Origin of the sequence: Streptomyces sp. NPDC001292 (assembly GCF_042896465.1) — a bacterium.
Lineage (GTDB): Bacteria > Actinomycetota > Actinomycetes > Streptomycetales > Streptomycetaceae > Streptomyces.
Genome location: NZ_JBIAXG010000003.1, coordinates 239,593 through 254,110 on the forward strand (window position 1 = coordinate 239,593; position 14,518 = coordinate 254,110).

At 72.6% G+C, this 14,518-nt stretch carries 12 protein-coding genes and 1 pseudogene; 10 read left to right on the plus strand and 3 right to left on the minus strand.

The genetic code is table 11. The features are described from left to right. Positions 1-14: 14 nt before the first annotated feature. Positions 15-155: pseudogene (locus tag ACFY4A_RS05985) on the plus strand (sigma-70 family RNA polymerase sigma factor); the annotation flags it as partial. A gap of 45 nt (positions 156-200) precedes the next feature. Further along, positions 201-698: a GNAT family N-acetyltransferase gene (locus ACFY4A_RS05990; RefSeq protein WP_390828169.1), complete on the plus strand. Its 498-nt coding sequence runs from the start codon at positions 201-203 to the stop codon at positions 696-698. Positions 699-715: 17 nt separating this feature from the next. On the opposite strand, the gene ACFY4A_RS05995 is transcribed toward ACFY4A_RS05990, so the two are convergent. Together ACFY4A_RS05995 and ACFY4A_RS06000 are read right to left on the minus strand one after the other, a co-directional pair. Beyond that, a complete protein-coding gene (locus ACFY4A_RS05995; RefSeq protein WP_390828273.1) occupies positions 716-1,147 on the minus strand; it encodes a hypothetical protein in 432 nt (143 codons plus the stop codon). Position 1,148: 1 nt separating this feature from the next. Next, complete coding sequence (locus ACFY4A_RS06000) at positions 1,149-1,508, minus strand: hypothetical protein (RefSeq protein ID WP_390828170.1); 360 nt, start codon at positions 1,506-1,508, stop codon at positions 1,149-1,151. A gap of 596 nt (positions 1,509-2,104) precedes the next feature. On the opposite strand from ACFY4A_RS06000, the gene ACFY4A_RS06005 reads away from it, so the two are divergent. The 8 genes from ACFY4A_RS06005 (at position 2,105) to ACFY4A_RS06040 (ending at position 13,838) form a co-directional block, all read left to right on the plus strand. Beyond that, the gene (locus tag ACFY4A_RS06005; protein ID WP_390828171.1) at positions 2,105-3,151 is read left to right on the plus strand and encodes a methionine ABC transporter ATP-binding protein; all 1,047 of its coding nucleotides are present in this window, start codon (positions 2,105-2,107) and stop codon (positions 3,149-3,151) included. Beyond that, positions 3,148-3,885 (plus strand): methionine ABC transporter permease, encoded by a 738-nt coding sequence (locus tag ACFY4A_RS06010; RefSeq protein ID WP_390828172.1) that lies wholly within the window; start codon positions 3,148-3,150, stop codon positions 3,883-3,885. Before ACFY4A_RS06005 ends, ACFY4A_RS06010 begins: the two co-directional genes overlap by 4 nt. A gap of 60 nt (positions 3,886-3,945) precedes the next feature. Continuing rightward, positions 3,946-4,788 (plus strand): MetQ/NlpA family ABC transporter substrate-binding protein, encoded by an 843-nt coding sequence (locus tag ACFY4A_RS06015; protein ID WP_390828173.1) that lies wholly within the window; start codon positions 3,946-3,948, stop codon positions 4,786-4,788. Between the two features lie 175 nt (positions 4,789-4,963). Next, positions 4,964-5,602, plus strand: coding sequence for a GNAT family N-acetyltransferase (locus ACFY4A_RS06020; protein ID WP_390828174.1), 639 nt, complete (start codon positions 4,964-4,966; stop codon positions 5,600-5,602). 129 nt (positions 5,603-5,731) lie between these two features. Then, entirely contained in the window at positions 5,732-6,940 is a 1,209-nt protein-coding gene (gene cbiE / locus ACFY4A_RS06025) for a precorrin-6y C5,15-methyltransferase (decarboxylating) subunit CbiE (protein ID WP_390828175.1), read from the plus strand. A 346-nt stretch (positions 6,941-7,286) separates the two neighbouring features. Continuing rightward, positions 7,287-11,453 (plus strand): nicotinate-nucleotide--dimethylbenzimidazole phosphoribosyltransferase, encoded by a 4,167-nt coding sequence (cobT, locus tag ACFY4A_RS06030; protein ID WP_390828176.1) that lies wholly within the window; start codon positions 7,287-7,289, stop codon positions 11,451-11,453. Between the two features lie 208 nt (positions 11,454-11,661). After that, entirely contained in the window at positions 11,662-12,894 is a 1,233-nt protein-coding gene (cobA, locus tag ACFY4A_RS06035) for a uroporphyrinogen-III C-methyltransferase (RefSeq protein WP_390828177.1), read from the plus strand. Positions 12,895-12,947: 53 nt separating this feature from the next. Continuing rightward, positions 12,948-13,838, plus strand: a complete 891-nt coding sequence (locus ACFY4A_RS06040; protein ID WP_390828178.1) for a TrmH family RNA methyltransferase — start codon at positions 12,948-12,950, stop codon at positions 13,836-13,838. Between the two features lie 23 nt (positions 13,839-13,861). Here ACFY4A_RS06040 and ACFY4A_RS06045 read toward each other — a convergent pair whose 3' ends face one another. Further along, on the minus strand, positions 13,862-14,503 hold the full coding sequence (locus ACFY4A_RS06045; protein WP_390828179.1) for a hypothetical protein: 642 nt from the start codon (positions 14,501-14,503) through the stop codon (positions 13,862-13,864). Positions 14,504-14,518: the final 15 nt, after the last annotated feature.

Consider the following 14,518-nt stretch of genomic DNA (forward strand, 5'->3'; position numbering starts at 1 on the left):
GGCCGCCGCTGTAGCCGTGGGACCTCACCCACCGTGGGGTCGCGGGTGAGTTGGGTATCTCACAAGCCAGCAGGGGCCCGGAACCTTCCAGTTGTCCGGGATGTCCGCGACGATCGCCCGCACCGGAGGTTGCGGCCCGTGCGGCGCGGGGATAGGAGTGGGGGACGACCGGCGATCAAGTGAGCGGGAGGCATGCGCACATGGGCATGAGCGTGACCATCTCTGCGGCGGCCGAACAGGACGCGGAGCAGATCTTCAGGTTGCAGTACCTGTGCTTCCAGAGCGAGGCCGCGCTGTACGGCAACTACCGCATCGACCCGCTCGTCGAGAGCCTCGACTCGATCCGTCACGAGCTCGCCGAGGACTGCGTCTTCGTGGCGCGGCTCGGCGACGAGGTGGTCGGCTCGGTGCGCGGCCGGGTGACCGAGGACGGCGCGGCCCTCATCAGCAAGCTCTGCGTCCACCCGCGCCTCCAGGGGCACGGCATCGGCGCCCGGCTGCTGCGCGCGGCCGAGTCCGCGCTGGCCGAGGAGCGCGGCGCCACCAGGTTCCGGCTGCACACGGGTCATCGCAGCGAGGGCAATCTGCGCCTGTACCGGCGCGTGGGCTACCGGGCGGTCGGCACCTCCCAGGGTGCCGACGGCGTACCGATGATCATCCTGGAGAAGCCGGACGGCAGCTACGCGGCGACCGCGTAGCGCGGCTGCGGACCGGCTCAGGCCGCTTGCGGCTGCTGCTTCCGTGCCTTGCGCAGCCAGTACATGGCCGACAGCGGAAGCAGCACCGGGATGAAGATGTAGCCCCGGCCGTAGTCCGACCACACGGTCGTGTCCGGGAACGCGGACCGGTCGAGGAGCGTCCACGTACCGACCGTCAGCACACCCACTAGCTCGGCGACGCAGCACGCCAGCGCGGCCCTGCGGGCCTTCTCCCCGCCGCGCACCAGCGAGTACGTGATGAAGCCGTACACGACTCCGGCGACCGCGGACAGCGAGTAGGCGAGCGGCGCCCGGTCGAACTCCGTGGCGATCTGGTAGACCGAGCGCGACACGGCGCCGACGACCATCACGCCGTACAGCCAGACCAGCAGGATGCCCGGACCGCTGATGAGCCGCTCCCTGGCCGGCTTCTCCTCCACGGCGCTCATCTCACCTTCCCCAGATGTCATAGAGCCGCACCTCCAGGACGGCGAGGACCACTCCGCCCGCCGCGACCGTCACCGAACCCCAGCGCGTGCGCTCCGTCAGCGACATGAACCCGGCCGCCGGGACGCAGGCGAAGGCTCCCAGCAGATACGCGACGAAGATCGTCGTCCCCTGCGACGGCCTCTCGCCCCGCGCCAGCGCCACGACCCCGATCGCCAACTGGACCAGGGCGAGCAGCGACACCACCGCCATCCCGATGAAGTGCCAGTCCTTCGTCGGCTGGTCACGGTAGGCCGCCCAGCCGCACCAGGCGGCGAGCAGCAGCGCGGCGACGCCGGTCACCAGCGTCAGGGCATCAAGCATGCCGCCGACTTTATTACGGGGGGAACGTCCCGCCGCGCCCGGCCCGGCCCTGCGGAGCCGGTGCGGCTCCCCGGGTGCGGTGCCGTGGCGTTGGCCACAGTCCGGCGGTCCCCGCGCCCGCCCTCGACCGTCCGGACGGACGCCCGCGGGCCTTGTCCGCACTGGTCACAGGCGCGAAACCCCAGCTCCGTGCCGCATCGCCCAGGTGTCCACGTGTGTCCAGTATGTGGACAACCGTGGCCTTCCGGCCCCGGGGGTCTGGTTTACTGACCGCATGACCACGACGAGCGACCGCATCCCGGCGACCGAGGCGACTGTGCCGCCCGGTGCTCGTTGTATGTGTCCTGTACGTCGAATGTGCGCCTTCTAGAGGGCCCCTGCACCAGCTGAGCCTCGCGCCCCGAAGCGAGAGCCCGCTCATGTCCGCGCCCGTCCGGTCCGCCCGGCGTCCGCGGCCGAGCCACGCCCCCGCGCACACGTTTCTCCCGGTTTGAGCACCCCTGCGAGAGCCGTGCCGCGTTCTGGCGCTCCCCGACCATGAATGCCGTGCCCGGCGCCCACGACGCGCCGCGCACTCGACAGTGACGGAAACCCACGTGATCACCACATCGGGCCTCACCAAGGTCTACAGTTCGCGCGGTCGCGAGATCACCGCGCTCGACGGTGTCGACCTGCACGTCCGCGAAGGCGAGGTGTACGGCGTCATCGGCCAGTCCGGCGCCGGCAAGTCCTCGCTCATCCGCTGCGTGAACCTGCTGGAGCGCCCCACCTCCGGCACGGTCACCGTCGCCGGACAGGACCTCACCGCCCTGGCCGGCCGCGGTCACCGGGCGGGCAAGGAACTGCGGCGGGCGCGCAGCCGGATCGGCATGGTCTTCCAGCACTTCAACCTGCTGTCCTCGCGCACCGTCCAGGACAACGTCGAGCTGCCGCTGGAGATCCTCGGCACGTCCGGAAAGGAACGTTCCCGCAGGGCGCTCGAACTGCTCGACCTCGTCGGTCTCGCCGACAAGGCCCGGGCCTACCCCGCCCAGCTCTCCGGCGGTCAGAAGCAACGCGTCGGCATCGCCCGCGCCCTCGCCGGCGACCCCAAGGTGCTGCTGTCCGACGAGGCCACCAGTGCCCTCGACCCGGAGACCACCCGCTCCATCCTCCAGCTGCTGCGCGACCTGAACCGGCAGCTCGGCCTGACCGTCCTGCTCATCACGCACGAGATGGACGTCGTGAAGTCCGTCTGCGACTCGGCGGCGCTCATGGAGAACGGCCGCATCGTCGAGTCCGGAACGGTGAGCGAACTCCTCGCCACCCCGGGCTCCGAGCTGGCCGCCGCGCTCTTCCCGGTCGGCGGGGAGGCCTCCGCCGACGACCGGACCGTCATCGACGTCACCTTCCACGGCGAGAGCGCCACCCAGCCCGTCATCTCGCAGCTGTCCCGCACGTACAACATCGACATCTCGATCCTCGGCGCGGCCATCGACACGATCGGCGGCCTCCAGGTCGGCCGGATGCGCATCGAACTGCCCGGCCGCTACGAGGACAACGTGGTGCCCATCGGCTTCCTGCGCGAACAGGGGCTGCAGATCGACGTGGCCGACCACACCCCGGCCCGCTCGCCGGAGCTGGTGAAGGAAGGTGCCGAGTGACCTGGTCCGAGATGCAGCCGCTGCTGTCCCAGGCCAGTTGGGACACCCTCTACATGGTCGGCTGGTCCACGCTCGTCGCCGTCGTCGGCGGACTGCCCCTCGGCGTCCTGCTGGTCCTCACCGACCGGGGCGGGCTGCTCCAGAACGTCGTCGCCGGCAAGTTGATCGGGCAGGTCGTGAACATCACCCGCTCGATGCCGTTCATCATCCTGATGGTGGCCCTGATGGGCTTCACCCGCTTCGTCACCGGCACGACGATCGGCCGCGAGGCCGCCATCGTGCCGCTGGCCGTCGGAGCCATCCCCTTCTTCGCCCGGCTCGTCGAGACGTCCGTCCGCGAAGTGGACGGCGGGCTGGTCGAGGCCGTCCAGGCGATGGGCGGCAACACCTGGACCATCGTCCGCAAGGTTCTCGTTCCCGAGTCCCTGCCCTCGCTGATCGCCGGCACCACCACCACGATCGTCGCCCTCATCGGCTACTCCGCGATGGCCGGCACCGTCGGCGCCGGCGGTCTCGGCGACATCGCCATCCGCTACGGCTACCAGCGCTTCGACACCCAGCTGATGTGGGTCACCGTGGCCATCCTCGCCGTGGTCATCTCGGCCATCCAGTTCGCCGGCGACCTCGCGGCCCGCTCCCTGCACCGCCGCAGCGGCCGCTCCGGCCCGGCGCCGAAGCTGCGGCTGCTGAAGGCCGGGGAACCCGCGGTCACCGGCGTCGGCAAGGCCGCCTGAAGCCCTCCTCCCGAATCTCCCCGTACCAGGGGTCGCACCACCCAAGGAAAGGCACTTTTCGTGCGTAACGCCACCAAGATCACGGCCGCCGTCCTCGCCGCCGGAGCCCTCACCCTCGGGCTCACCGCCTGCGGCTCGGGATCGGGCTCCGGCTCCGGCAAGGCCGACGCGAACGCTCCGCTGACGGTCGCCGCCACCCCCACCCCGCAGGGCGAGATCCTCACCTACGTCAGGGACAACCTGGCGAAGAAGGCCGGCCTGAAGCTGGAGGTCAAGGAGTTCACCGACTACGTGACCCCGAACACGGCCGTCCAGCAGGGCCAGGTCGACGCCAACTACTTCCAGCACAAGCCGTACCTCGACGACTTCAACAAGAAGAACGGCACCGACATCGTGCCGGTCCCGGGCGGCACCGTGCACCTGGAGCCGCTCGGCGTGTACTCGAAGAGCGTCAAGAAGCTGGCCGGCCTGAAGAAGGGCGCCACCGTCGCGCTGCCCAACGACACCACCAACGAGGCCCGCGCCCTGAAGCTGCTGGAGGCCAACGGCGTCATCAAGCTGAAGGCCGGCGCCGGATACGACGCGACCCCCAAGGACGTCACCTCCAACCCCAGGAACCTCCAGTTCAAGGAGCTCGAGGCGGCCCAGCTGCCGCGCTCCCTCGGTGACGTCGACGCCGCGGTGATCAACGGCAACTACGCGCTGGAGGCCAAGCTCAGCCCGGCCAAGGACGCCATCGCCGCCGAGGCCGCCAAGGGCAACCCGTACGCCAACTTCCTCGCCGTGAAGAAGGGCAACGAGAACGACCCGCGGGTCAAGAAGCTCGCCGAGCTGCTCACCTCGCCCGAGGTGAAGAAGTTCATCGAGGACAAGTACGACGGCGCGGTCGTCCCGGCGTTCTGATCCGCACCACCGCCACCCGCGCGACGCACGGGGTCCGCCCCCTCACAGGGTGGGGGTACCCCCACGCCGTTCAGGCAGTGGGGGAGGACCCCGTGGTGCGGTTCAGTGCTTTCATGCTGCATGCTGGGCAGTTCAGCAGGCCCTGAAGGTTCTTCCGAAGGTTACGGAGCGGCGCATGAACAGCACCTTCCCCAACATCTCCATCAGCACGGAGCGGTTGGTGCTGCGTCCCCTCGAGGAGGACGACGTACCCGCCCTGGCCGAGATGATGAACGACGAACAGGTCGCGGCCTGGACCGACGTCCCCCAGCCCTTCACCGAGGAGGGGGCCCGGACCTGGATCACCGAGTACGCCCCCGCCGAGCGCACCGCCGGCCGGGGCCTGGACCTCGCGGTCACCGAGTTCCTCACCCAGCGGCTGGTCGGCATCGTCCAGCTGACCAAGGCCGACTGGCACGTGCGGTCCGCCGAGCTGTCGTACATCGTCGCACCCTGGGCGCGCGGCGAGGGGTACGCCGCCGAGGCCGCGCTCGCCACCGCGCAATGGCTCTTCGGGGACCAGAAGTTCGAACGCATCGAGCTGCGCACGGCCGCCGACAACACCGCCTCCCAGCAGGTCGCCCAGAAGATCGGCTGCATCAGCGAGGGCGTGCTGCGCAACGCCTGCATAGCGCACGTCCGCACCGAGGACGGCACGTGGACCGACATGCGCACCGACTTCATCGTGTGGAGCCTGCTGCCGGAGGACCTGGAGGGTGCGGGCGAGCAGCTCGCCGAGTCCGGCGGCTACACCTCCTTCTCGGAATGGAACTGAGGCGCCGGGACCCGCGGGCGCACCCGCCCCGCCCCGCCGCGCACCCGGCAGCTTCACCGGGTACGCTCGCGGAACACGCTCTTGGGCGTCCGTACCCTCACGACCTGCGCAATCTGGAGACTGACGACGATGGCCGACCGGGTCACGGTGATCGGCTGGGACGGTTCGCCGCTGACCGACGCGGCGCGCGGCGCCCTGGGCGCCGCCACCCTCGTGGCAGGCGCGGCCCACCACCTGGCGCTGCCCGAGGTACCGCGCACCGCCGAGCGCATCCGCCTCGGCAGTGTCGCCCTCGCCGCCCGCCGCATCGCCGCCCACCGCGGCACCGCGGTGGTGCTCGCCGACGGCGACCCGGGCTTCTTCGGGGTCGTACGGACCCTGCGCGCACCGGAGTTCGGCCTGGAGGTCGAGGTCGTCCCGGCCGTGTCGTCCGTGGCCGCCGCCTTCGCCCGTGCCGGGATGCCCTGGGACGACGCCCAAGTGGTCGTCGCACACAAGCGCACCCTGCGACGCGCGGTGAACGTGTGCCGCGCCCACGCCAAGGTCGCCGTGCTCACCGCCCCCGGCGCCGGACCCGCCGAACTCGGGCTGCTCCTGGACGGAGTCCACCGCACCTTCGTCATCTGCGAGGAGCTCGGCACCGAAGGCGAACAGGTCACCGTCGTCACCTCCGACAAGGCCGCCGACCACACCTGGCGCGACCCCAACGTCGTCATCGTCATCGGCGGCCGGGCCGGTGGTGAGGGCGGCGGCTGGATCGCCGGGCGCGACCCCGGCCACGGGCCGCGCGGCTGGACCCAGCCCGCCGAGGTCTACGGCGGCGGGCTCGGCGAAGGGGAAACGGATCTGCTCCGGGCCGCCCAACTCGCCCGTCTCGGGCCCCGCGTCGGTGACCTCGTGTGGGACATCGGCTGTGGCAGCGGCGCCTTCGCCACCGAGGCCGCGCGCGGCGGCGCCGCCGTCATCGCCGTCGACCGGGACCAGCGGGCCTGCGCCCGCACCGAGTCGGCCGCGCACCGCTTCGGCGTCCGGATGCAGGTGGTGCACGGCACCGCCCCGCACGTTCTGGAGAACCTGCCCGAACCGGACGTCGTCCGCGTCGGCGGCGGGGGAGTGGCCGTGGTCTCCGCGGTCGCCGACCGGCGCCCGCAGCGGATCGTCGCCCATGCCGCGACGCGGGACGCGGCCGAACTCGTCGGCCGCGACCTCACCGAGCACGGGTATCAAGTCGAGTGCGCCCTGCTCCAGTCCGTCGCGCTCGACACGCGCGCCTGGACGGAGACGGAGCGCAGCGTCGTGTTCCTGCTCAGCGCCGTGCTGCCCGAGCGCGCCCCGTGATCGGGTTGTCCTACCGCGCGCGGTAGGCTGGCCGATCGTTGCACCGCACCGGGTGGTCCGGAAGTTCGTTCGTCAATGTCCGGAAAACCCACCCGATTCAGGGCGGGTGTGGTACGGCAGACCCGGAGAACGCGCAACGTGGCGCAGTCCACAGCGGGCCGTCGCGGATCACGCTGCCGCGGAGGCCGGACGACCGCGAGAATGCCACTCAATGGCTTTGTCGCCTTTTCCGGGCGGGTTGTTCGTGCCGCACGGCGCGGACGCTCGTTCTTCACTGGGAGCGGTCGGTGCGCCGTTCCGGGTGAGCTGGTCGTAGGAGCACTAAACCGATGGGCGAGGGGTACGCATGACCGACACCGGCCAGGTCCCGGGCGAGGGACTGCCGGAGAGCGCAGGCATGGTGGAGCAGCCGGGCGTCCCCGCGCACGGTGCGTACGCCTACCTCTCCGAGACTCCCGCCGAGGACGAAGACCTGCTGCTGCCGGGCTCCCACGGAGCGTGGGGCAACGAGGTGTCCCCGCCTGCCCCGGAGCCGGTCCTCGAGGCCGTTCACGAGCCGGGCCCGCACGAGACGGCGGGCCGCGACACCGGCTCCGTCGACCTCGGCGGTGTGCGGCACCGCGACCAGGCGGCCACCCCGCCGGCCGGGGTCCCCGCGGCGGTGGCCGCGCGCCGGCCGCTGCACCTCGGTCCGCCGATCCCCGACGCCTCCGCGAGCCCGGTCCGCTCCCTGGCCGACCGCGGCCCCGCGGACGCACCGGTCCGCCGGCCCGGACCGCCCACGACCGGCCCCGAGTACCTCGACGTCCCGCAGCTGCGCGAGACGGCTCCGCAGGGCGCCGCGCCGTGGGGCGCCCAGCCCGCCGTGGCGACTCCTCCGGTGAGCGCCGGGGCGGGGACCGCGGAAACCGCCTTCCCGGGCCCGGGCCCGCAGCCGGTCGGCGCGGCCCAGGCCGCCGTCGCCCCGTACGGCCCGGACGCGAGCCACAGGCCGACGGACGGTCAGGAGCCCGTGCCCGGCGAGACCGTGACTGGTGACCAGACGCCCGCGGCGGCGCCGCAGCTGGTGGGTGCCGTTCCTGGTGTCCCTGTGCCGGGGGCCGGGGGTGAGCCCGGTGGTGGCTCCGATGGTGGGGCCCGGTCGGGGGGTGCTGTGGCCGGGGTTGCCTCGGGTGCGGGTCAGGTCCCGGCCGGTGGCCGGACGCCGGAGGCGGGGCCGCAGCCGGAGGGCGTTGTGGCCGGGGTTGCTCCGGACGAGGGTCAAGTGCCGGATGGTGGGCAGGTGTCCGAGGCCGGTCCGCGGTCGGCGGTTGCCGGTGTGGCTCCTGGTGTCCCTGTGCCGGGGGCCGGGGGTGAGCCCGGTGGTGGCTCCGATGGTGGGGCCCGGTCGGGGGGTGCTGTGGCCGGGGTTGGCCCGGGTGCGGGTCAGGTCCCGGCCGGTGGCCGGACGCCGGAGGCGGGGCCGCAGCCGGAGGGCGTTGTGGCCGGGGTTGCTCCGGACGCGGGTCAAGTACCGGATGGTGGGCAGGTGTCCGAGGCCGGTCCGCGGTCGGCGGGTGCCGGTGTTGCTCCGGGTGTCCCTGTGCCGGGGGCCGGGGGTGAGCCCGGTGGTGCCTCCGATGGTGGGGCCCGGTCGGGGGGTGCTGTGGCCGGGGTTGCCCCGGTTGCCGGTCAGGTGTCCGAGGCCGGTCCGCGGTCGGCGGGTGCCGGTGTCGTTCCCGGTGTTCCCGTGCCGGCGGCCGGGGGCGCGCCCGGCCGCGCTGCTGAGCCCGCGCACGCTTCGGACGCCGCGCAGGTTACGGATGGCGTGCAGGCGTCCCGGACCGGCGACGCTTCTGACGGTGCGGCCGAGGCCGCGCAGGCCGGCGAGCCCGCCGAGGCCGTGCCGGCGGGTGCATCCGCCGACGCCGTGGCCGCAGCCGAGACGGCGCACGCAACCGGAACCGGCCCTGAGGGCGCGCAGGCCGCGCCCGCCGCGGTCCACGCCCCTGAGGCGGGCCGGGCCCCGGAAGGGGCCGCTGAGCAGACCGCCCGGGCCGAAGCCGCACAGGTCCCGGGAGTCGTTCACCCCCCTCAGACCGGCGACACCGCCGAAGCCCCCGTGGCGGCAGGTGAACCGGCCGAGGCCGCTCAGCCGCAGGTTCAGGCCGCCGACACTTCCGAAGCCACGCCCGCACTCGCGGCTCCCGCCGAGGCCACCGCCAAGCCCGTCCCCGTTACGGAACACCCGGAGGCGCCCACGGCCGCGGAGGCCGGCCCGGAGGACGCGACCGATGGCGCCACCGAACCTCCCGCGGCTCACATCGCGGATCCCGCCGTCCAGGATCCGGACGCGCCCCAACCCGCCGACGCCGCCGTCCCTGCCGCCCCCGAAGCGGCCGGGCCCCAGCCCGCCGAGCCGGACGCGGCGACGCCGTCCACGGACCCGGCTCCAGGTGAGCAGCCCCCTGGCTCGCCCCTCCGCCCCGGCGTCCCCCTTCAGCCGCAGCCCGGCCAGACCCTCGGAGAGTTCGTGCCCGTCGAGGGCTCGGTGCCCACCACCCCGCACCTGGCCCCGACCCCGCCGCACCCCATCGTCGTCCCGGCGGACCGACTCGCCCCGGAGGAGCCCGCCGTCACGGTCCCCGCACCCCGCGACGGCGACGCACCCGCCGCGTCCGTCGAGGAGCCCGCGCCCGAGGCCGTCCAGTACCCGGACGACCTGGACACCCCCGGCGCCGACCCGGAGGAGACCCGGGAGGAGGACACGGCCGCGGAGGCGGAGGCACCGCGGCCCACCGGTCCGGCCGCGCCCGGCTACGACGACGCCGAGCGCGAGGCCGTGCTCAAGGTGATGCGCGAGCGCCGCGACATCCGCAACGGCTTCCGCGGCGACCCCATCCCGCACGAGGTGCTGCTCCGCGTCCTGGAGGCCGCTCACACGGCACCGTCCGTGGGTCACTCGCAGCCCTGGGACTTCGTCGTCATCCGCTCCGCCGAAACCAGGCAGGCGATGCACGAGTTGGCCGTGCGCCAGCGCGAGGCGTACGCCAAGTCGCTGCCCAAGGGCCGGGCGAAGCAGTTCAAGGAACTGAAGATCGAGGCCATCCTCGACACCCCGGTGAACATCGTCGTCACCGCCGACCCGACCCGCGGCGGCCGGCACACCCTGGGCCGCCACACCCAGCCGCAGATGGCGCCGTACTCCTCCGCGCTCGCGGTCGAGAACCTCTGGCTCGCGGCCCGCGCCGAGGGCCTCGGGGTCGGCTGGGTGAGCTTCTTCGACGAGCGCGAGATGGTCCGCGTCCTCGGCCTGCCCGAGCACCTGGAGGTCGTCGCCTACCTGTGCGTGGGCTACGTCGACGAGTTCCCGGACGAGCCCGAGCTGATGCAGGCCGGCTGGTCCAAGCGCCGCCCGCTGTCCTGGGTCGTGCACGAGGAGACGTACGGCCGTCGCGCCCTGCCCGGCGAGGACCCGCACGATCTGCTCGCCGAGACCGTCGCGCAGATCCGTCCGCTGGACGCCAAGGCGCTCGGCGAGGCCTGGGAGCGGCAGAAGCGGATGACCAAGCCGGCCGGCGCGCTCGGCATGCTGGAGATCATCTCCGCGCAACTGTGCGGCCTGTCCCGCCAGTGCCCGCCGCCGATCCCCGAGCCCGCGGTCGTCGCGGTCTTCGCCGGCGACCACGGGGTGCACGCCCAGGGCGTCACCCCCTGGCCGCAGGAGGTCACCGCCCAGATGGTGGCCAACTTCCTCGGCGGGGGAGCGGTCTGCAACGCCTTCGCCGGCCAGGTGGGGGCCGAGGTCTGCGTCGTCGACGTGGGCGTCGCCGCCGACCTCCCGGCCACGCCGGGCCTGCTGCCCCGCAAGGTCCGCGCGGGCACCTCCGACATGACCACCGGTCCCGCGATGACCCGCGAGGAGGCCAAGCAGGCCATCGAGGTCGGCATCGAGACCGCCCGCGACCTGGTGGCGGCCGGGAACAAGGTGCTGCTCACCGGTGAGATGGGCATCGCCAACACCACGTCGTCCGCCGCCCTCATCTCCGTCTTCACGGGCGCCGATCCCGCCGAGGTCACCGGCCGGGGCACGGGCATCAACGACGAGACCCTGGCCCGCAAGACCGACGTGGTCCGCCGCGCCCTCGAACTGCACCAGCCGGACCCGGCCGACCCCATCGGCGTGCTCGCCGCGATCGGCGGCTTCGAGCACGCGGCCATGGTCGGCCTGCTGCTGGGCGGCGCCTCCCTGCGCACGCCGGTCATCTTGGACGGCGTCAGCGCCGGCGCCGCCGCCCTCGTCGCCCGCGCCATCGCCCCCGAGGTCCTGGCGGCCTGCATCGCCGGCCACCGCAGCGCCGAACCGGGCCACGTCGCCGCCCTCAACAAGCTCGGCCTGCGCCCCCTGGTCGACCTCGACCTGCGCCTTGGCGAGGGCACGGGCGCGCTGCTCGCCCTGCCGCTGGTGCAGAGCACGGCCCGGGCGATGCACGAGGTGGCCACGTTCGACTCGGCGGGAGTGACGGAGAAGTAGCCGCAAGGAATCCCCGATTCCCCGGCGGCCGGCCGCGGTGGCGGGCGGACGGGACCCACGGTCCGTCCACCACGTGCCGCGGCGGTGCCCACGGCTCGCACCCGGCCATGCCGCCCGGCCACCGGACGCCCAGGCCGCCGCACTCCCCGACCGCGTAAAATTCGCACGTCAGGGCTATCGCACCGCCGCCGCAAGAGGAGCTCGCCCCATGGCCGAACACCCCGCCTACCCCGTAGGCCTCCGCCTGACCGGCCGCCGCGTGGTCGTCCTCGGCGGCGGGCAGGTCGCCCAGCGCCGCCTCCCGGCGCTCGTCGCGGCGGGCGCGGACGTCGTCCTCGTGTCGCCCGAGGCGACCCCCTCCGTGGAGGCGATGGCGGACGCGGGCGAGATCACCTGGAAGAAGCGGCCCTACGAGGACGGCGACCTCGCCGACGCCTGGTACGCCCTGATCGCCACCAGCGACCACGACGCCAACACACGGGCCTCGGCCGAGGCCGAGCGCCTGCGCGTGTGGTGCGTCCGCTCCGACGACGCCGACGCCGCGACCGCCTGGACCCCGGCCACCGGCCACAGCGAGGGCGTCACGGTCGCCGTGCTCACCACCAGCGCGCGCGGCCGCGACCCCCGGCACACCGCGGCCATCCGCGACGCGGTGGTGGAGGGCCTGCGCGACGGCACGCTGGTCGCCCCGCACCACCGCACCCGCACCCCCGGCGTCGCCCTGGTCGGCGGCGGCCCCGGCGACCCCGACCTGATCACGGTCCGCGGCCGCCGGCTGCTCGCCGAGGCCGACGTCGTCATAGCCGACCGGCTCGGCCCGCGCGACCTGCTTGCCGAACTCCCGCCGCACGTCGAGGTGATCGACGCGGCGAAGATCCCGTACGGCCGCTTCATGGCCCAGGAGGCCATCAACCAAGCCCTCGTCGAGCACGCCAAGCAGGGCAAGTCGGTGGTCCGGCTCAAGGGCGGCGACCCGTACGTCTTCGGCAGGGGCATGGAGGAGGTGCAGGCGCTCGCCGAGGCCGGCGTTCCCTGCACGGTCGTCCCCGGCATCTCCAGCTCGATCTCGGTCCCGGGAGCGGTCGGCATCCCGGTCACCCACCGGGGGGTCGCCCACGAGTTCACCGTGGTCAGCGGGCACGTGGCACCCGACGACGAGCGTTCCCTGGTCGACTGGCCGTCCCTGGCCAGGCTCACCGGCACCCTCGTCGTCCTGATGGGCGTCGACAAGATCGGCCGGATCGCCGAGACGCTCGTGGCCCACGGCAAGTCCCCCCACACCCCGGTCGCCCTCATCCAGGAGGGCACGACGGCCGCGCAGCGCCGGGTGGACGCGACCCTCGCGACGGTCGCCGAGACCGTACGCGCGCAGGACGTCAGGCCGCCGGCCGTCATCGTCATCGGCGAGGTCGTCGCGGTGGGCCCGCCGACCGAAGAGTGACCCCCGCCCACCCGAGCCGCCCGCACCGCAACCAGGACAAGGCAGTACCACCCGTGGCCGATCTCATCACCGTCGAGGACCCCGACGACCCGCGTCTGCGCGACTACACGGACCTGACCGACGTGGAGCTGCGCCGCAGGCGCGAACCCGCCGAGGGCCTGTTCATCGCCGAGGGCGAGAAGGTCATCCGCCGGGCCAGGGACGCCGGCTACGAGATGCGCTCGATGCTGCTGTCCGCGAAGTGGGTCGACGCCATGCGCGACGTCATCGACGAACTCACCGCACCCGTCCACGTGGTGAGCCCGGAACTCGCCGAACGGGTCACCGGCTACCACGTCCACCGCGGCGCCCTCGCCTCCATGCAGCGCAAGCCGCTGCCCACCGCGGCCGAACTGCTGCGGACGGCCCGCCGGGTCGCGGTCATGGAGTCCGTCAACGACCACACCGACATCGGCGCGATGTTGCCCTCGGGGCTACAAAAAGGTGCAGGTCAGCGCGTCGCCGTCTTCGAGGACATTGTTGATCACGCGAATCTGGGGGCTGCCTTCCGTAACGCGGCTGCTCTGGGCGTGGACGCTGTGTTCCTCACACCACGCTGCGCCGACCCGCTGTACCGGCGGGCCGTGAAGGTGTCAATGGGCGCTGTCTTCAACGTCCCCTGGACCCGGCTGACCTCTTGGCCGAAGGACGTCGAGCTGTTCCGTCAGCACGGCTTCGTGATGGCTGCCCTGTGCCTCTCGGAGAAGTCGATCACGATTGACGAACTAGCCGCCCGCCGGTACGAGAAGTTGGCCCTGATGTTCGGCACCGAAGGCGACGGACTGTCGATCGACGCCCTGCGCGCGGCCGATGAATGGGTCCGAATCCCCATGGCCGCGGGGGTGGACTCCCTCAACGTCGCCGCAGCCTCCGCCGTGGCCTTCTATGCGACGAGGTTCCGGTAAGCCCCAACAATGCAAACCACACCTCAAAGGATCGCCGGTGTTCGTGTCCTACGGATCGCGCTGCCAGCCGCCCGGCTGGCAGCGCATCGGCGTAAGTGTCCGGGCAGGTGCTTGGAGGGGAAGAGCGCGTGGTCGTTGATGACTGCGTACTCGTACCCGCGCACGTCCCGCACGGCTTTGTCCAGCTCCTGAGCCGTATCGGCGGATGGTGTCCCACCAAGTGCAACACCGTTGCGTTTAACAGCTGCCTCCGTCGTCAAGGCGCCTGTCCTTGATCCCCTGAGTCTTGAGCGTGTACGTCTGGACGGTGCGGGGATGTCGCCTCGTTCGAAGTCGTACTTGCTCGCTGTCTTGCGGAACCTCGTCTTCAGACGCTGGCGGTGCCCTTCGGGCAGGAGATGGTCCAGCACCGCCCGTCCGATGGTCCCGATCAGCGACACGGCGTCGGCCGTGCTCTGTCGGGCAGTGATGATCTGGTCGGCGGTGGCCTGGAACGGGACGGTGAAGTTCACCCGCTGCGCGGACAGGCCCGGTGTGGCGATCGTGATGTCTCCGGCGGTCCGGATCAGTGCTTGATACGCCGTCAGCAGCGCGGAGATCTCCTGCTCGAGGCCGCGAACGCTGCGCGAGCACAGTACCCGCCCGTCGAGGATCGTCGACTTCAACGAGAAATAACAGGT